Annotated in this window: 18 protein-coding genes and 1 other RNA gene; 7 read left to right on the plus strand and 12 right to left on the minus strand. The window is 62.5% G+C overall.

The features are described from left to right. Positions 1-27: 27 nt before the first annotated feature. An RNA gene (gene rnpB, locus F6X61_RS20630) (RNase P RNA component class A) lies at positions 28-387 on the minus strand. Between the two features lie 67 nt (positions 388-454). Continuing rightward, the gene (gene rsmI, locus F6X61_RS20635; protein WP_178125863.1) at positions 455-1,297 is read right to left on the minus strand and encodes a 16S rRNA (cytidine(1402)-2'-O)-methyltransferase; all 843 of its coding nucleotides are present in this window, start codon (positions 1,295-1,297) and stop codon (positions 455-457) included. A 221-nt stretch (positions 1,298-1,518) separates the two neighbouring features. Between rsmI and F6X61_RS20640 the strand changes: the two genes are divergently transcribed. The 5 genes from F6X61_RS20640 to F6X61_RS20660 all read left to right on the plus strand — a co-directional run bounded on the left by F6X61_RS20640 (position 1,519) and on the right by F6X61_RS20660 (position 5,242). Further along, entirely contained in the window at positions 1,519-3,336 is a 1,818-nt protein-coding gene (locus F6X61_RS20640; protein ID WP_153788233.1) for a penicillin-binding protein activator, read from the plus strand. Next, entirely contained in the window at positions 3,336-3,707 is a 372-nt protein-coding gene (locus tag F6X61_RS20645; protein ID WP_153788235.1) for a YraN family protein, read from the plus strand. The genes F6X61_RS20640 and F6X61_RS20645 overlap by 1 nt, the downstream gene beginning before the upstream one ends. Before the next feature lie 86 nt (positions 3,708-3,793). Beyond that, positions 3,794-4,387 carry a phosphoheptose isomerase gene (locus tag F6X61_RS20650; protein WP_011535550.1) on the plus strand — a complete coding sequence of 198 codons (594 nt, stop codon included), beginning with the start codon at positions 3,794-3,796 and terminating at the stop codon, positions 4,385-4,387. Next, a complete protein-coding gene (locus F6X61_RS20655; protein WP_153788237.1) occupies positions 4,384-4,962 on the plus strand; it encodes a BON domain-containing protein in 579 nt (192 codons plus the stop codon). Before F6X61_RS20650 ends, F6X61_RS20655 begins: the two co-directional genes overlap by 4 nt. Positions 4,963-5,023: 61 nt before the next feature. Further along, positions 5,024-5,242, plus strand: a complete 219-nt coding sequence (locus tag F6X61_RS20660; protein ID WP_110991629.1) for a YgdI/YgdR family lipoprotein — start codon at positions 5,024-5,026, stop codon at positions 5,240-5,242. A gap of 155 nt (positions 5,243-5,397) precedes the next feature. Here the strand turns inward: F6X61_RS20660 and F6X61_RS20665 are convergent, their stop codons facing one another. From F6X61_RS20665 to rplM, 7 genes are all read right to left on the minus strand, one after another. Continuing rightward, entirely contained in the window at positions 5,398-5,829 is a 432-nt protein-coding gene (locus F6X61_RS20665) for a ClpXP protease specificity-enhancing factor (RefSeq protein ID WP_153788238.1), read from the minus strand. Between the two features lie 12 nt (positions 5,830-5,841). After that, entirely contained in the window at positions 5,842-6,465 is a 624-nt protein-coding gene (locus tag F6X61_RS20670; RefSeq protein WP_110991631.1) for a glutathione S-transferase N-terminal domain-containing protein, read from the minus strand. Between the two features lie 117 nt (positions 6,466-6,582). Continuing rightward, entirely contained in the window at positions 6,583-7,362 is a 780-nt protein-coding gene (locus F6X61_RS20675) for a cytochrome c1 (RefSeq protein WP_125857530.1), read from the minus strand. Continuing rightward, on the minus strand, positions 7,362-8,573 hold the full coding sequence (locus tag F6X61_RS20680; protein ID WP_110991633.1) for a cytochrome bc complex cytochrome b subunit: 1,212 nt from the start codon (positions 8,571-8,573) through the stop codon (positions 7,362-7,364). The genes F6X61_RS20675 and F6X61_RS20680 overlap by 1 nt, the downstream gene beginning before the upstream one ends. Continuing rightward, positions 8,573-9,166 carry a ubiquinol-cytochrome c reductase iron-sulfur subunit gene (gene petA, locus F6X61_RS20685; RefSeq protein WP_125462712.1) on the minus strand — a complete coding sequence of 198 codons (594 nt, stop codon included), beginning with the start codon at positions 9,164-9,166 and terminating at the stop codon, positions 8,573-8,575. The genes F6X61_RS20680 and petA overlap by 1 nt, the downstream gene beginning before the upstream one ends. A 261-nt stretch (positions 9,167-9,427) precedes the next feature. Further along, positions 9,428-9,820: a 30S ribosomal protein S9 gene (gene rpsI / locus F6X61_RS20690; RefSeq protein WP_003260797.1), complete on the minus strand. Its 393-nt coding sequence runs from the start codon at positions 9,818-9,820 to the stop codon at positions 9,428-9,430. Positions 9,821-9,834: 14 nt separating this feature from the next. Next, positions 9,835-10,263 carry a 50S ribosomal protein L13 gene (rplM, locus tag F6X61_RS20695; protein WP_003260798.1) on the minus strand — a complete coding sequence of 143 codons (429 nt, stop codon included), beginning with the start codon at positions 10,261-10,263 and terminating at the stop codon, positions 9,835-9,837. 257 nt (positions 10,264-10,520) lie between these two features. Between rplM and F6X61_RS20700 the strand changes: the two genes are divergently transcribed. Together F6X61_RS20700 and F6X61_RS20705 are read left to right on the plus strand one after the other, a co-directional pair. Next, on the plus strand, positions 10,521-11,561 hold the full coding sequence (locus F6X61_RS20700) for an NADP(H)-dependent aldo-keto reductase (protein WP_153788240.1): 1,041 nt from the start codon (positions 10,521-10,523) through the stop codon (positions 11,559-11,561). A 200-nt stretch (positions 11,562-11,761) separates the two neighbouring features. After that, positions 11,762-12,658, plus strand: a complete 897-nt coding sequence (locus F6X61_RS20705) for a GlxA family transcriptional regulator (protein WP_178125866.1) — start codon at positions 11,762-11,764, stop codon at positions 12,656-12,658. An 88-nt stretch (positions 12,659-12,746) separates the two neighbouring features. Here F6X61_RS20705 and zapE read toward each other — a convergent pair whose 3' ends face one another. From zapE to F6X61_RS20720, 3 genes are all read right to left on the minus strand, one after another. After that, positions 12,747-13,841 carry a cell division protein ZapE gene (gene zapE, locus F6X61_RS20710; protein ID WP_153788242.1) on the minus strand — a complete coding sequence of 365 codons (1,095 nt, stop codon included), beginning with the start codon at positions 13,839-13,841 and terminating at the stop codon, positions 12,747-12,749. A 210-nt stretch (positions 13,842-14,051) separates the two neighbouring features. Then, positions 14,052-15,401 carry a tryptophan--tRNA ligase gene (locus F6X61_RS20715; RefSeq protein WP_153788243.1) on the minus strand — a complete coding sequence of 450 codons (1,350 nt, stop codon included), beginning with the start codon at positions 15,399-15,401 and terminating at the stop codon, positions 14,052-14,054. A 24-nt stretch (positions 15,402-15,425) separates the two neighbouring features. After that, positions 15,426-16,061: an alpha/beta hydrolase gene (locus tag F6X61_RS20720; RefSeq protein WP_110991639.1), complete on the minus strand. Its 636-nt coding sequence runs from the start codon at positions 16,059-16,061 to the stop codon at positions 15,426-15,428. Positions 16,062-16,133 lie beyond the last annotated feature (72 nt).

Here is a 16,133-nt window from a genome sequence, read left to right on the forward strand (position 1 = left end):
TATCGAAACAAGCAGAGGAAGGAGGGGGTGGAGAGTCGATCTGTAAGCCGGGTTTTGTCGAGGACAGTCATTCCTCTACGACGGCCATCACTGGACGCCTCTAGCAACCTACCCGGTTCCGACGCGGGCCACGCCGTATGGAACCCTATTTGGTCTTGCTCCGAGTGGGGTTTACCTAGCCACGAACTGTTGCCAGCCGTGCGGTGCGCTCTTACCGCACCTTTTCACCCTTACCGGCACCGAAGTGCTTAGGCGGTTATTTTCTGTGGCACTTTCCGTAGGCTCGCGCCTCCCAGGCGTTACCTGGCACTCTGCCCTGCGGAGCCCGGACTTTCCTCCCCCGCCTTTTGCGGAACAAAAGACGGCAGCGACTGTCCGATCGACTCTCCGCCGACAAGGTTACCGGCAGCGGCGCTCAAGAACAAGCGAGACGACAAACAATATCAGTTTGCCATCATTCGCGTTGCTGTTTTTCCAGCGCCAGTTGATAGAGCAAGTTCTTGCGCACCCCGGTAATCTCCGCCGCCAACGCCGCCGCACGCTTGAGCGGCAATTCCGCCAGCAGCAGGTCGAGCACGCGCTGCGCTTCGACACTGATCGCCTGCTCATCATCGGGCGCGACCCAACCGGCCACCAGCACTACACACTCGCCACGCTGCTGATTGCTGTCGCCCTGCACGAATGCGCGCAGCTCGGCCAGCGGCAGGCCCTTGAGCGTTTCGAACGTCTTGGTGATCTCACGCGCCAGCAATGCCGGGCGCTCACCGCCGAACACCGCTTCCATGTCTTCCAGGCATTCCAGGATGCGATGTGGCGCCTCATAGAAGATCAAAGTGCGCGGCTCTTCCCTGACCTGCTCCAATCGCGCGCGCCGCCCTGCCGTCTTGGCTGGCAGGAAACCTTCGAAAATGAAGCGATCGGACGGTAAACCTGCGGCCGACAATGCCGCAATCAAGGCGCAGGCCCCCGGCACCGGCACCACCTGCACACCCGCCGCACGGGCCTGGCGCACCAAGTGATAGCCCGGATCGGAAATCAGCGGCGTACCGGCATCGGACACCAGCGCCACGTCGTCACCCGCCAGCAGCCGGGTGATGAAGCGCCCACCCTCGTCACGCTCGTTGTGCTCATGACAGGCCGCCAGCGGCGTATCGATGCCGAAATGCTGGAGCAGACGCACCGAATGGCGAGTGTCTTCGGCAGCGATAAGGCTCACGCTCGCGAGCACCTTAAGTGCCCGCGCACTCATGTCGTCAAGGTTGCCGATGGGTGTGGCAACCACATACAGCGTTCCCATCGTGGATTTCGAAGCCCCTGCAACATCAGTCACTGCGCACACCTGCATACCGGATCAAAGCCGCCATTGTAGCCCGAGCACCGGCAACAGGGCGCAAAGAACTTCGCCCCCCTCACGCCCGCAGCCACCTATAGTGAAGGATCATCATCGGCGATGATCGCGCCACGCCCGTTGCTTGGGTACAATTGCCGGCCAACTTGATCGAGTAACAGGACCTTTACATGATCGCTTGTCTGCGGCTGTTCACAGCCCTCTGCCTCGCTGCCCTGCTGGCAGCCTGCGCCAGCTCGCCCTCATCCAGCCTGGGCGAACTGCCACGCACCCCGGATGCCAGCATCGAACAGCTGCTCGACAAGGCAGCCACCAGCAAGTCTGCCGAGGATGCAGCCCTGCTGCGACTGAGCGCCGCCGACCTGGCCTACAAGCAGAAAGATTACCCACGCTCGGCGCGCATTCTCGAGCAGGTCCCGCTGGATGCGCTCAAGCCGGCCCAGCAGGTCTTCGCCAGCACGCTGACGGCAGAGCTGGCCATGACCCGCAACCAGCCCAAGGCAGCCCTGGCAGCACTTGCCCACCCAAGCCTGCAACGCGTCGACGAACTGCCGGAACAACAGCAGGCGCGCACCTACAGCGTTCACGCCGCCGCCCTCGAGGCCGACGGCCAGGCCCTGGCCGCCGCACAGCAGCGAGTGCTGCTGACACCACTGCTCAGCGGCCAGGCGGCAAGCGCCAACAATGACGCCATCTGGGCGCTGGTTGCCTCGCTGCCAGCCGAACAACTGCAACAACCGGCCAGCAACGAAACGCTCGCCGGCTGGACCAGCCTGGCCCTGGCCGTGAAGCGCGCAGGCACCCTGGAGCAGCAACAGGCCGCGATCGACACCTGGAAAGGCCAACACCCCGACCATCCGGCCGCCAAGCAACTGCCGGTCGCCCTGGTCAAGCTCAAGGAGCTGGCCAGCCAGCCACTGACCAAGATCGCCCTGCTGCTGCCCCAGGAAGGGCCACTGGCAGGCGTCGCCCGCGCCCTGCGCGACGGTTTCATGGCCGCACACTTCCAGGCCCAGCAAGGCGGCCAGCCAGCCCCTGCCGTGCAGGTGTTCGACAGCTCGCGCATCACCTCGCTCGATGACTTCTACCGCCAGGCCCAGGCCGCCGGCGTGCAACTGGTCGTAGGCCCGCTGGAAAAACCACTGGTGAAAAAGCTCGCGGCCTACCCGCAACTGCCCATCACCACCCTGGCCCTGAACTACGCCGATGCTGGCCAATCGGCCCCGCCTCAACTGTTCCAGTTCGGCCTTGCGGCCGAGGACGAGGCCCGTGAAGTCGCCCGCCGCGCCCGTGCCGACGGCAAGGTCCGTGCGGTAGCGCTGGTACCCCGCGGCGAATGGGGCGACCGCGTCCTGGCAGCCTTCCGCAAGGACTGGGAAAGCAATGGCGGCACCCTGCTGGCCGCCGAGCGCATCGCTCAGCCAGTAGCCCTCGCCCAACAGATCGCCGACCTGTTCCAGCTGCGCCAGAGCGAAGGCCGCGCCAAGAGCCTGCAAAGCACGGTCGGCAGCGACATCGCCGCCCAGCCGTCGCGCCGCCAGGACATCGACTTCATCTTCCTTGCCGCCACCCCGCAACAGGCCCAGCAGATCAAGCCGACGCTGAACTTCCAGTACGCCGGTGACGTGCCGGTGTACGCCACGTCCAACCTGTACAGCGCCAGCGGCGACATCAACCAGTACAACGACATGAACGGCATCCGCTTCTGCGAAACGCCGTGGCTGCTCGACACCACCAACAGCCTGCGCCAGCAGGTGGTGCAGCAGTGGCCGCAAGCGGCCGGCAGCCTCGGCCGCCTGTACGCCATGGGCGTCGACGCCTACAGCCTGGCGCCACGCCTGAGCCAGCTCAAGGCACTGCCGGACAACCGCGTCGAAGGCCTGTCTGGCAGCCTGAGCATGAACCCGGCTCAACGTATCGAACGTCAGCTGCCATGGGCCGAGTTCTCCGGCGGCCAGGTCAAACGCCTGCCGGACACGCCGCGCTGATGCCCGGCGCATCGCCCAGCCACGCAGGCCAGGCCGCCGAAGACCAAGCCCTCGACTACCTCCGAGGGCAAGGTCTGCAGCTACTGACGCGCAACTGGCGATGCAAGGGCGGTGAGCTCGATCTGGTCATGCTCGATGCCGATACAGTAGTATTCGTCGAAGTCCGCTACCGGCTACACGCGGACTTCGGCGGCGCGCTCGGCAGTATTGACGGGCGCAAGCAGAAGCGACTGGCGCTGGCCGCCAACTTATTCCTGCTCGATGAACCCCGCTGGGCCGCTCAACCCTGCCGCTTCGACGTTGTCGCCCTGCAGGGCCAAGGCCATGCCGGGGAACCGCTTCTTTGGCTGAAAAACGCCTTCGAGTGCTGAACCTGTACCGAATTTTTCGCTCTATGTTTCGCGGGCGGATCCCTGGCGCGCGCCGCGCCGGCCACCGCCCCATTTAAGGTCACCAGATGGACATGCAATCCCGAATTCGCCGGCTGTTCCAGGCCAGCATCGACACCAAGCAACAGGCAATGGACATCCTGGCACCTCACATCGAGCAGGCCAGCCTGGTCATGGTCAACGCCCTGCTCAGCGACGGCAAGATGCTCGCCTGCGGCAACGGCGGCTCGGCCGGCGACGCCCAGCATTTCTCGTCGGAGCTGCTCAACCGCTTCGAGCGCGAGCGCCCGAGCCTGCCGGCCATTGCCCTGACCACCGACAGCTCGACACTCACCTCGATTGCCAACGACTACAGCTACAACGAGGTGTTCTCCAAGCAGATTCGCGCCCTGGGCCAGCCCGGCGACGTCTTGCTGGCGATCTCCACCAGCGGCAACTCGGCCAACGTGATCCAGGCGATCCAGGCCGCACATGACCGCGAAATGATTGTCGTAGCCTTGACCGGTCGCGATGGCGGCGGCATGGCCTCGCTGCTGCTGCCCGAGGACGTGGAGATCCGCGTACCCTCGACCGTCACCGCACGCATCCAGGAAGTCCACCTGCTGGCGATCCACTGTCTGTGCGACCTGATCGACAGCCAACTGTTCGGGAGTGAAGAATGATCCCCAAGCACCTCGGCCTGATGGCCCTCACCCTGTGCCTGAGCATTACAGGCTGCAGCTCGGTACTGACCTCGGCGCGCAACTCGCCCATCGAGGATGACCGCGGCACCCGCACCATCGGCAGCAAGATCGATGACTCGCTGATCGAGACCAAGGTTTCGGTCAACATCGCCAAGGCCAATCCAGACCTGGACCAGGGCTCGCATATCGTCGTCAGCAGCTACAACGGCGTTGTCCTGCTGGCCGGCCAGACGCCGCGCGCCGACCTCAAGTCGCTGGCCGAGCAGACCGCCGGCCAGGTCCAGCGGGTCAAGAAGGTCCACAACGAACTGCAGGTGATCCAGCCTTCCTCGATCCTGGCGCGTAACAACGATGCCTGGCTCACCACCAAGATCAAGACCCAGATGCTGACGGACGCCAGCGTCCCCGGCTCGCGCATCAAGGTGATCACCGAGAACGGTATCGTCTATCTGCTCGGCCTGGTCACCCAGCAAGAGGCCAACGCTGCCACCAACGTGGTGCAGGGCGTCTCGGGCGTGCAGAAGATCGTCAAACTGTTCGAATACATCGACTGATCCCCCCCGCGAGGGCGAAACCCGCGCCCTCGCCTTTCAACCCCGATCCAGGAAGTACCCCATGAAGAAGTACCTGCTGCCCGCCCTGCTGATTGGCACCTTCGCCACCCTGGCCGGCTGCTCCTCGCCGAGCGTGATCACCCTCAACGACGGCCGCGAACTGCAGACCCTCGACACCCCGCACTTCGATCGTGATTCCGGCTTCTACGAGTTCAAGCAACTCGATGGCAAGCAGAACCGTGTCAACAAGGACCAGGTGCAGAGCATCAAGGACCTGTAAGCGCAAGCGCCATATCTTGTCCTGAAATAGGTTTACACCCTATCCACGCCATCGCGGGGCAAGCCCGCTCCCACGCAATTTGTACTCGGCGTGGGAGCGGGCTTGCCCCGCGATCTGGTACAAAAAAGGCGATCCACAAGGATCGCCTTTTTTTGTTACTTGACCACCTTGAGGCTGGGTCGGCCGCTGGGGCGTGGAGGCTGACTCCCCCCTTCCGGCGGGCCATCGTCATCCGGCTCGACACCCTCATCGTGCAGGTCGTCTTCATCGTCGAGCGGCGGGTCCAGCTCAAAGACCATGCCCTGACCGTTTTCACGAGCATAGATGCCCAGGATCGCGCCGGCCGGCACAAAGAGCGTGTGGGATACACCACCAAAGCGCCCGTCGAAGCTCACCGCATCGTTGTCCATGTGCAAGTTGCGCACAGCACTGGGCGAAATATTCAGGACGATCTGGCCGTCACTGGCAAAACCCTGAGGCACCTGGACCGCCGGATACTCGGCATTGACCAGCATATGGGGCGTGCAATCGTTGTCGACGATCCACTCGTACAGCGCACGAACCAGATAGGGGCGACTGGAGTTCATCAACGGTTCCTCTTAAACCTTGCGCATTTCACGTTCGGCAGCAGACAGGCTCGCCTGGAAAGGCTCGCGGGCGAACTGTCGCTCCATGTAATCCAGCAGCGGCTTGGCCTGCCGTGGCAATTCAATACCCATCACCGGCAAACGCCAGAGCATGGGCAATAGACAACAGTCGACGAGGCTTTGCTCCTCGCTCATGAAACAGGGCATCTCGCCAAACAGCGGCGCTACGCCGGTCAGGCTCTCACGCAGTTCCTTGCGCGCCTGGGTGCGTGCCGCCTCACTGCTGCGCGGGTCGAGCACGGTATCGGCCAGGGCACACCAGTCGCGCTGGATACGGTGCATCAGCAATCGACTGTTGCCACGCGCCACCGGGTATACCGGCATCAAGGGCGGATGAGGATAACGCTCGTCGAGATACTCCATCACCACGGTCGACTCATACAGCGCCAGGTCACGATCGACCAGTGTCGGCAGGCTGCCATAAGGATTCACTTCGACCAGCTTGGGCGGCAGGCGTTTGGCATCGACGTCGATGATCTGCACGGCGATGCCTTTCTCGGCGAGCACCAGGCGTACCCGATGAGAGTAATGATCAGCGGGGTCGGAATAGCAGGCTAACCTGTTGGTTGCGCCCATGTAGCGCCTCCTCGCACGGGATGCTTGTAAAACTGTAAATGAAAACGCGCCCGGGGCGTCCTGGCATTTCTGCCAGGGCGCCCCGGGCGCGTTCAACAACCAGAAACTACTGCGTGATCAGTGCACGTCCTTCCAGTATTCGCGCTTGAGCAAGTAGGCGAACACGAAGAAGAAAGCCAGGTACAGCAACACGTAGGTACCGATGCGCTGGCTTTCCAGTTTGACCGGGTTGGCCGAATAGGCCAGGAAGGTCACCAGGTTCTTGACCTTCTCGTCGAACTGCTCGGGCGTCAGGGTACCGGATTTCTCCTCGACGGTCAGCTGGTCGCACGCTTCATGGGTCAGCGGGCTGCCGGTGAGCGGGTCGAACTGCTTCTTGCCATCGACCACGGTCTGCACCTGCTTGCAGCCGATCACCTGATTACCCTGCAGGCCGACCAGCACGTTGGGCATCCCCACATTGGGGAAGACCTTGTTGTTCACCCGGTACGGCCGCGCAGGGTCCTCGTAGAAGCTGCGCAGGTAGGTGTACAGCCAGTCATTGCCACGCACCCGGGCAACCAGGGTGAGGTCGGGAGGCGCCGCGCCGAACCAGGTCTTGGCATCGTTTGGCTGCATGCCGATCTTCATGTGGTCACCGATCTTGGCACCGGTGAACACCAAGTTCTCGAGCATCAGCTCGTGCGGGATCCCCAGGTCGTCGGCCACCCGCTCATAGCGCTGGAACTTGGCGCTGTGGCAGCCCATGCAATAGTTGGCGAAGGTCCGCGCACCGTCCTGCAGGGCGGCTTTGTCAGTGAGGTCGACATCGACCTTGTCCAGCTCCAGGCTGTGCTCGGCGGCAAACGAAAGGCCAGGCATCAGTGCCAGCAAGCATACTGCAATCAACTTTTTCATCAGCCAGTCACCCTTTCCGGAACCGGTTTGGTCTTCTCGAGCCTTGTGTAGAACGGCATCAGCAGGAAGTAGGCGAAGTACAGCACCGTACACACCTGCGACAGCAAGGTACGCCCCGGGGTCGGTGCCAGTACGCCCAGCACACCGAGGATGACGAAGGCCACGCAGAACACCAGCAGCCAGACCTTGCTCAGCCAACCCTTGTAGCGCATGGAGCGCACCGGGCTGCGGTCAAGCCAGGGCAACACGAACAGCACAGCGATCGCAGCGCCCATGGCGATCACCCCGAACAGCTTGTCGGGCACCGCACGCAAGATCGCGTAGAACGGCGTGAAGTACCACACCGGGGCGATATGCTCAGGGGTCTTGAAGGCGTTTGCCTGCTCGAAGTTCGGTTTCTCCAGGAAGTAACCACCCATTTCCGGGAAGAAGAACACCACGGCGCAGAAAACGAAGAGGAACACCACCACGCCGACGATATCCTTGACGGTGTAGTACGGGTGGAATGGAATGCCGTCCAGCGGGATACCGTTCTCATCCTTTTTCTTCTTGATGTCCACACCATCAGGGTTGTTCGAACCCACTTCGTGCAAGGCCAGAATGTGCAGCACGACCAGGCCGAGAATCACGATCGGCAAGGCCACCACATGCAAGGCGAAGAAGCGGTTCAGGGTGATGCCCGAGATCAGGTAGTCACCACGGATCCACTGGGTCAGGTCGCCACCGATCACCGGAATCGCGCCAAACAGCGAAATGATCACCTGGGCGCCCCAGTACGACATCTGACCCCATGGCAGCAGGTAGCCCATGAAGGCCTCAGCCATCAGCGCCAGGTAGATCAGCATGCCGAACAGCCAGACCAGCTCGCGCGGCTTCTGGTAGGAGCCGTAGAGCAGGCCGCGGAACATGTGCAGGTAGACAACGATGAAGAACGCCGAGGCGCCGGTGGAGTGCAGGTAGCGCAGGATCCAGCCGTACTCGACGTCACGCATGATGTACTCGACTGAGGCGAAGGCCTCTTCCGCCGAGGGGGTGAAACTCATGGTCAGCCATACGCCGGTAACGATCTGGTTGACCAGCACCAGCAGCGCCAGCGAGCCGAAGAAGTACAGGAAGTTGAAGTTCTTGGGCGCGTAATACTTGCTCAGATGGTCTTCCCACATCTTCGTGGCGGGGAAGCGCGCATCGATCCACTCCATGAACTTGCTCATCATGCTTTCTCCTGATCGATGCCGATGACGACAAGGTCGTCCGACTCGTACGAGTGCGGTGGCACTGGCAGGTTCAGAGGCGCCGGCTGGGCTTTGTAGACACGACCCGCCAGGTCGTAGTGCGAACCGTGGCAAGGGCAGAAATAGCCACCGACCCACTTCGGCCCAAGGTCGGCCGGGGCGACTTCGGGACGGAACGTAGGCGAGCACCCCAGGTGGGTGCACAAGCCGACCAGAATGAGGATTTCGGGCTTGATCGAGCGATTCTGCGGATCGACGTAGGTGGGCTGCACCGATGCCTTGGATTCAGGATCGGAGAGCTCGGCAGTGAGCTTTTTCAGGTTGCCGAGGATTTCGTCCGTTCGGCGCACGATGAACACGGGCTGACCACGCCATTCAGCCACCATTTGCTGGCCTGGTTCGACCTTGGCGATATTGACCTTCACCGGTGCCCCTGCAGCTTTCGCCTTGGCACTGGGAAACCATGACCCCACGAACGGTACCGCAGCCCCCACTGCCCCCGCTGCCCCGACCACGGATGTCGCGGCTACGAGGAAGCGGCGCCGGCCTGCGTTGACGCCGTCATTGCTCATTCAGTCCTCTCCCATCAGCTTGCTTGGCCTGTTTGAACAGGCATCTACTTAGGTACGTCTGTGGCACTAAAAATTGGCCGCCATGGTAAGAAACAAATCCACACACTGACAAGGTGATTACCCGCTCGTCGGGCTACAACCCTCGCTTTGCTTGATCTGTGTCTATACGACAAGTGCCCACCGACTGCTGACAGGTTAGTTCAAGCCATAAAAAAAGCCCGGTTCCAAAGGAACCGGGCTTCTTCGACTGCCGAAGCGAAATTAACGCTTGGAGTACTGAGGACGCTTACGCGCTTTACGCAGACCCACTTTCTTACGCTCGACTTCACGAGCGTCGCGGGTGACGTAGCCAGCACGACGCAGAGCGCCACGCAGGGTTTCGTCGTATTCCATCAGGGCGCGGGTGATACCGTGGCGGATTGCACCGGCCTGACCGCTGACACCACCACCGGAAACGGTGACGTAGATGTCGAACTTCTCAACGGTCTCGGTCAGTTCCAGCGGCTGGCGAACAACCATGCGAGCGGTTTCGCGGCCGAAGAACACGTCCAGGGAACGGTTGTTGATGGAGATGTTACCGGTACCAGGACGCAGGAAAACGCGAGCGGTTGCGGTCTTGCGACGGCCAGTGCCGTAGTTTTGAGTCGCCGACATAATGAACTATCCCGTTAGATCTTCAGTTCTTGAGGCTGCTGAGCAGTGTGAGGGTGAGCAGCACCCGCGTACACTTTCAGCTTGCGGTACATGTCGCGACCCAGCGGGTTCTTCGGCAGCATGCCTTTGACCGCGGTTTCGATGACACGCTCAGGGGCCTTGGCGATCAACTTCTCGAAGTTGATTTCCTTGATACCGCCCGGGAAGCCGGAGTGGGAGTAGTACATCTTGTCGGAAGACTTGGCACCAGTCACACGAACCTGCTCGGCGTTGATAACGACGATGTAGTCGCCGGTGTCAACGTGAGGGGTGTATTCTGGCTTGTGCTTGCCACGCAGGCGGCTAGCGATTTCGGTAGCCAGACGACCCAGGGTCTGACCAGCGGCGTCGACTACGAACCACTCGCGCTTTACTGTTTCCGGTTTAGCAGTAAAAGTTTTCATTCTCTAAAGCCTCAGAGGCCGCCCAGCGAAAAATAGACGGCGAATCTTACTGGATAGTGCACAGCTTGCCAAGGGCAAACGCGCAGCCGAACGCTGACGCTTTTGGGGGCTCGGGTCGGGCACGCCAATGTTCGACAAAGGTTCTTCATTCGTGATGGTGCATCACTTCCGCCACGCGAAGAGCTGCAGAATTATCCAGATTGCGCGAAAAATTTCAACCTGCTTTTATGGGCTTCTTTGCCTGGAGCGTCCCTTCGATGGAATACCGCAAGCTCGGTCGTACCGACCTCAACGTCAGCGCCCTGTGCCTGGGCACCATGACCTGGGGCGAGCAGAACACCCAGGATGACGCCTTCGCCCAGATCAAGCTGGCCAAGGCCGCCGGCATCAACTTCATCGACACCGCCGAGATGTACCCGGTGCCGCCGCGCCCGGAAACCTATGCGGCCACCGAACGCATCATCGGCAACTGGTTCGCCAGGCATGGCGACCGCGACGACTGGCTGCTGGCCAGCAAGGTCGCCGGCCCCGGCAACGGCATCAGCCACATCCGCGACGGCCAGCTCAAGCACAACCGCCAGCACATCGTTGCCGCGCTCGATGCAAGCCTTGCGCGCCTGCAGACCGACCGCATCGACCTGTACCAACTGCACTGGCCCGAACGCAGCACCAACTTCTTCGGCAAGCTGGGCTACCAGCACCTGCCCAACGACATGTTCACCCCGCTCGAAGAAACCCTCGAAGTGCTCGACGAGCAGGTGAGCGCCGGCAAGATCCGCCATATCGGCCTGTCCAACGAAACCCCGTGGGGCACCATGAAGTTCCTGCAACTGGCCGAGGCCCGCGGCTGGCCGCGGGCGGTGTCGATCCAGAACCCCTACAACCTGCTCAACCGCAGCTTCGAAGTGGGCCTGGCGGAGGTGGCGATCCGTGAACAGTGCGGCCTGCTGGCCTACTCGCCGCTGGCCTTCGGCATGCTCTCGGGCAAGTACGAAGACGGCGCCCGTCCGGAAAGCGCCCGATTGACCCTGTTCAGCCGCTTTGCCCGCTACTCCAATCCGCAGACCGTGGCGGCGTGCAGCCGTTATGTGCAGCTGGCCCGCGACCACGGCCTGGATCCGGCGCAGATGGCCCTGGCGTTCGTCACCCGCCAGCCCTTCGTGACCAGCAACATCATCGGTGCGACCACCCTTGAGCAGTTGCAGAGCAACATTGATAGCCAGGGCCTGAACCTGGGCGATGAACTGCTGGCGGCGATCGAGGCAATCCATCAGGAGCAGCCGAACCCGGCGCCTTGAGCAGGCCCCGCGATAGGTAATGCGGGGTAGACACAATCGCCAAAAAATAAGACGATCCAGCCGGTGATTGACCACTCTACCCTATAAGAACAATGACAATGATGTTTACCCAACCCCCCGCGTCGCTGCGGCGCGTCAGCATCCTGGCCATTGATAAAGTGTTCGCTTCGACACTGATGCAGGCCAAGGACTTCTTCCACCTGGCCAGCCTGCGCTACAGCAAGCAACTGGGCCTCGGCCTGCAGCCGATGTTCGAGATCGCCCTGGTGAGCCCGGACGGCCTGCCCGTGGACAGTTTCAGCAATGTGCAACTGCCGGTCGACAGCGGCCTGAACGATGCCGATGTGATCATCCTCCCGGCCTTCTGGGACGATTTCGACAACCTGCTGCAACGCTACCCGCAGGTCTTGCCCTGGCTGCGTGCGCAGCACGCCCGCGGCGCCGTGCTGTGTGCCGAGGCCAGCGGCGTGTTCTGGCTGGCCGAGTCCGGGCTGCTGGACGGCAAGGAGGCGACCACCTACTGGCGCTTCTTCGGCAGCTTCGAGGAGCGCTTCCCCAAGGTGCGGCTGAACCAGGACAAGCACCTGACCGACGCCGACAACCTCTACTGTGCCGGCGGCACCACCTCGGCCTGCGACCTGTACATCTACCTGATCGAGCGTTTCTGCGGCGCCAACGTGGCCCGTGCAGTGGCCCGCGACATCCTCTACGAAGTGCAGCGCAGCTACACGCCCGGGCGCATGGGCTTTGGGGGGCAGAAACTGCACCAGGACCTGATCATCCTGCAGATCCAGCACTGGCTCGAAGAGCACTTCGCCGACAAGTTCCGCTTCGAGGACGTGGCCCGCAACCACGGCATGAGCATCCGCAACTTCATGCGCCGCTTCCAGAGCGCCACCGGTGACAAGCCGCTGCACTACCTGCAGCGCCTGCGCATCGAGACCGCCAAGGGCTTGCTGTCGAGCTCGCGCAAGAGCATCAAGACCATCAGCTATGAGGTGGGGTACGACGACGCGAGCTTCTTCGCGCGCTTGTTCCGCCAGCACACCGAACTGTCGCCTAACCAGTATCGCCAGCAGTTCATGCAGGAAGCCTGAAACGCATCGCGGGGCAAGCCCGCTCCCACGATCTGGACTGACTCCAGTCGTGGGAGCGGGCTTGCCCCGCGATGCTTTGCCGCCTTGTTTAGGGCTTGTGCGCCCGCGCCAGGAACTCGTGGGACTGCATCTCAAGCAGGCGGCTCAACGTACGCTGGAACTCGAAGCTCAGGCGCCCGCCGGTATACAGGTCTTTCAGCTCCACCTCAGCCGAGATGATCAGCTTCACGTTACGGTCGTAAAACTCGTCGACCATGTTGATGAAGCGCCGGGCGATGTCGTCGGTCGCCACGCCCATCTGCTCGACGTTGCTCAGCAGCACGGCATGGAAGATCTTGCCCAGCTCGATGTAGTCGTTCTGGCTGCGCGGGCCGTCGCACAGGGCGCGGAAGTCGAACCAGGCCACGTCGTCGCAGGTACGCAGGGCGGTGATCGGGCGGTTCTCGATCATCAGCACGTCATTCTCGACCGCCTGGGTGCACTCCGGCGTCAGTGCCTTGAAGCTTGCGCGCAGGCTCTGGTGGGCGGCATCGTTGAGCGGGTAGTGGAACAGCTCGGCCTGTTCCAGATGGCGCAGACGATAGTCCACGCCGCTGTCGACGTTCACCACATCGGTGTATTGCTTGATCATGGCGATGGCCGGCAGGAAGCGCGCACGCTGCAGGCCGTCCTTGTACAGGCCGTCCGGCACGATGTTGGAGGTGGCCACCAGCGACACGCCGTTCTTGAACAGCTCTTCCATCAAGGTGCCGAGGATCATCGCATCGGTGATGTCGGAGACGAAGAATTCGTCGAAGCAGATCACCCGGGCTTCATCACTGAAGCGCTTGGCGATAATGGTCAGCGGGTTCTTCTCGCCCTTGAGGGTTTTCATCTCCTCGTGCACGCGCTTCATGAAGCGGTGGAAGTGCGTGCGCATCTTCTGCTTGAACGGCAGCGCCTCGTAGAAGGTGTCGACCAGGTAGGTCTTGCCTCGCCCTACCCCACCCCAGAAGTACAGGCCCTTGACCGGAGTCTGCTCCTTCTTGCCGAACAGCTTGCCGAACATGCCCGGCTTGTTGTTCTGCGCCTGTACCAGGTCGTCGTACAGACGCTGCAGGTGACGCACCGCAGTTTCCTGCGCCGCGTCATGGAAGAAGTCGGGGCGTTTCAGATCGGCTTGATAGCGTTCTAAGGGAGTCATAATTCGTTAGCGAGGCAACAAAAAACGGGCCGTCACTGTAGCGACCGGCCCGCTTAATGGCAATGATACATGCGACCAATGCGCGCAGGACTCAACCTCGTGGGAGCGGGCTTGCCCCGCGATGGCGTCGGCAAACAACGCTTGGTTGCATGCTCCAACGCAGATCGCGGGGCAAGTCGCATCGGCGCACCGCCGCTCCCACGAAACCCCTTACTCCTGGGCAGGTTGCAGCGCTTCGCGCAGGCTCTGGACCGCCGCGTCGCGGGCCTCGGCGCTGTCGAACTGCGGCCCCTCGGCCACCTGCTCACCCTCCAGCCACAGCGCAAAGCCCAGGCCTTCAACCCGCACATCGGCCTCGCCACCTTGCTGCAGCTGCTTGCTCACCGCACCTGCGCTCTTGCCATCGGCAAAGCGGCGCGACAGCAGCAGTTGCTCGCCGTCGGCGGCCAGCAGGCGGAAGCGGAAGCTGCCGTCTTCGTCGCGGAAGCTGACGAAGCGCGCGCTCTTGGCGGCCTTTTTCTTCACTTCGGTGTTGGCCTGCACGCTGGTGCGAAACGAACGCAGGCCCACCGCCTCGCGCAGCTGCTCGAGGAACGGCGTGGCGCTCTTGCGCGCCTTGGCGGCACCGGCCAGCAGGATGTCTTCCAGGTCCGACGGGCGCGAGATCAACTGGTGATAGTGATCGCGCTTCTCGGCCAGCTGGCCGTCAAGCAGCTGGAACAGGCGCTGCTTGGCCTCGCCCCAGCCCAGACCCTGCAGCAGCTCTTCACGGAATTCGGCGCATTGCGCCGGCGTCGAGAAGGCCTGGAACAGGGTGAACAGGTGCGAATTGTCCGGGTCCTTGGCTTCACCCGGGGCGCGCGAGTCGGTGACGATGCGCGAGATCGCGTCCTTCATGTCCTTGGCGCTGGTGAACAGCGGGATGGTGTTGTCGTAGCTCTTGGACATCTTGCGCCCGTCCAGGCCCGGCAAGGTGGCCACGCTTTCCTCGATCACCGCCTCCGGCAAGGCGAAGAAGTCCTTGCCCTGGCCGAACAGGTGGTTGAAACGCTGGCCGATGTCGCGGGCCATCTCCACGTGCTGGATCTGGTCGCGGCCAACCGGCACTTTGTGCGCGTTGAACATCAGGATGTCGGCAGCCATCAGCACCGGGTAGCTGAACAGGCCCATGGTCACGCCGGCGTCCGGGTCTTCACCGTTTTCGACGTTCTTGTCCACCGACGCCTTGTAGGCGTGGGCGCGGTTGAGCAGGCCCTTGGCGGCAACGCAGGTCAAAAGCCAGGTCAGCTCGGGGATCTCGGGGATGTCGGACTGACGGTAGAAGGTCACCTTGTCCGGGTCCAGGCCGCCGGCCAGCCAGGTGGCCGCGATCTCAAGGCGCGAACGCTGGATGCGCAGCGGGTCGTCGCACTTGATCAGGGCGTGGTAGTCAGCCAGGAAATAGAACGAGTCGGCACCGGGCTGCTGGGAGGCGAGGATCGCCGGGCGGATGGCGCCGGCGTAGTTGCCCAGGTGCGGGGTGCCGGTGGTGGTGATACCGGTGAGGATGCGCGTAGTCATGGGTGTTCGCTTGTTCAGGCTTGCTCAGTTCGAAAGGCGCGGCAGCAGCAGATCCTTCAGATCGGTCAGCTTGCCATGGAAGAAGTGTCCGCATTCTGCCACTTTCAGCAGCTCATGGGGACGCGACAGGGCGGCGGACCAATCGTAGACCAGCTGCGGCTCGACCACTTCGTCGGTGTCCGGCTGCACCACAGTCAAGGTGACCCGCTCAGGCATCGGGAACTGCTCGCTCAGGCGCATCACCGCCGGGGCGATCATGAACAGCTGCTGCAGCGCGATGCCGTCGGCTTCCAGGCGCCCGGCCAGGCTGGCGGCGACGAAGCCACCGAAGGAGAAGCCCATCAGCACCAACGGCAGTTGCGGGTGCTGCTCGCGTAGCCAGGCCGCGGCAGCCTGGGCGTCGGCCACTTCACCAGCGCCCATGTCATGGCTGCCGGCGCTCTGGCCGACGCCGCGGTAGTTGAAACGCAGGGTGACGTAGCCGGCGTCCCGGGCGGTACGTTGCAGGGTCGAGACCACCTTGTTGAGCATGGTGCCGCCCTGGACCGGGTTGGGGTGGCAGATCAGCACCGCGCCACGGGCATCGGCCACGTCCAGGTACAAGGCTTCCAACTGGCCGCACGGGCCATCGATGAACAAGGGTGTTTCGCGGATAAGCAAGGCACTACTCCGTGACCTCGGGGAGGGTCGACTCGTCTAGCAAAGGAATTCTGTTCTGATTTGCGATTGCTC

The organism is Pseudomonas sp. EMN2 (assembly GCF_009650555.1).
GTDB classification, from domain to species: domain Bacteria; phylum Pseudomonadota; class Gammaproteobacteria; order Pseudomonadales; family Pseudomonadaceae; genus Aquipseudomonas; species Aquipseudomonas sichuanensis.

Excerpts from the sequence above, each read along its gene's own strand:
- rsmI (WP_178125863.1), bottom strand. The coding sequence starts at position 1,297 with ATGGGAACGCTGTATGTGGTTGCCACACCCATCGGCAACCTTGACGAC.
- F6X61_RS20670 (WP_110991631.1), bottom strand. The coding sequence starts at position 6,465 with ATGGGCGCAACCAACAGGTTAGCCTGCTATTCCGACCCCGCTGATCAT.
- F6X61_RS20655 (WP_153788237.1), top strand. The coding sequence starts at position 4,384 with ATGATCCCCAAGCACCTCGGCCTGATGGCCCTCACCCTGTGCCTGAGC.
- F6X61_RS20715 (WP_153788243.1), bottom strand. The coding sequence starts at position 15,401 with ATGACTACGCGCATCCTCACCGGTATCACCACCACCGGCACCCCGCAC.
- F6X61_RS20675 (WP_125857530.1), bottom strand. The coding sequence starts at position 7,362 with ATGAAAAAGTTGATTGCAGTATGCTTGCTGGCACTGATGCCTGGCCTT.
- F6X61_RS20640 (WP_153788233.1), top strand. The coding sequence starts at position 1,519 with ATGATCGCTTGTCTGCGGCTGTTCACAGCCCTCTGCCTCGCTGCCCTG.
- petA (WP_125462712.1), bottom strand. The coding sequence starts at position 9,166 with ATGAGCAATGACGGCGTCAACGCAGGCCGGCGCCGCTTCCTCGTAGCC.
- F6X61_RS20680 (WP_110991633.1), bottom strand. The coding sequence starts at position 8,573 with ATGAGCAAGTTCATGGAGTGGATCGATGCGCGCTTCCCCGCCACGAAG.
- F6X61_RS20665 (WP_153788238.1), bottom strand. The coding sequence starts at position 5,829 with ATGAACTCCAGTCGCCCCTATCTGGTTCGTGCGCTGTACGAGTGGATC.
- F6X61_RS20650 (WP_011535550.1), top strand. The coding sequence starts at position 3,794 with ATGGACATGCAATCCCGAATTCGCCGGCTGTTCCAGGCCAGCATCGAC.
- rpsI (WP_003260797.1), bottom strand. The coding sequence starts at position 9,820 with ATGTCGGCGACTCAAAACTACGGCACTGGCCGTCGCAAGACCGCAACC.
- F6X61_RS20700 (WP_153788240.1), top strand. The coding sequence starts at position 10,521 with ATGGAATACCGCAAGCTCGGTCGTACCGACCTCAACGTCAGCGCCCTG.
- F6X61_RS20645 (WP_153788235.1), top strand. The coding sequence starts at position 3,336 with ATGCCCGGCGCATCGCCCAGCCACGCAGGCCAGGCCGCCGAAGACCAA.
- zapE (WP_153788242.1), bottom strand. The coding sequence starts at position 13,841 with ATGACTCCCTTAGAACGCTATCAAGCCGATCTGAAACGCCCCGACTTC.
- F6X61_RS20660 (WP_110991629.1), top strand. The coding sequence starts at position 5,024 with ATGAAGAAGTACCTGCTGCCCGCCCTGCTGATTGGCACCTTCGCCACC.
- rplM (WP_003260798.1), bottom strand. The coding sequence starts at position 10,263 with ATGAAAACTTTTACTGCTAAACCGGAAACAGTAAAGCGCGAGTGGTTC.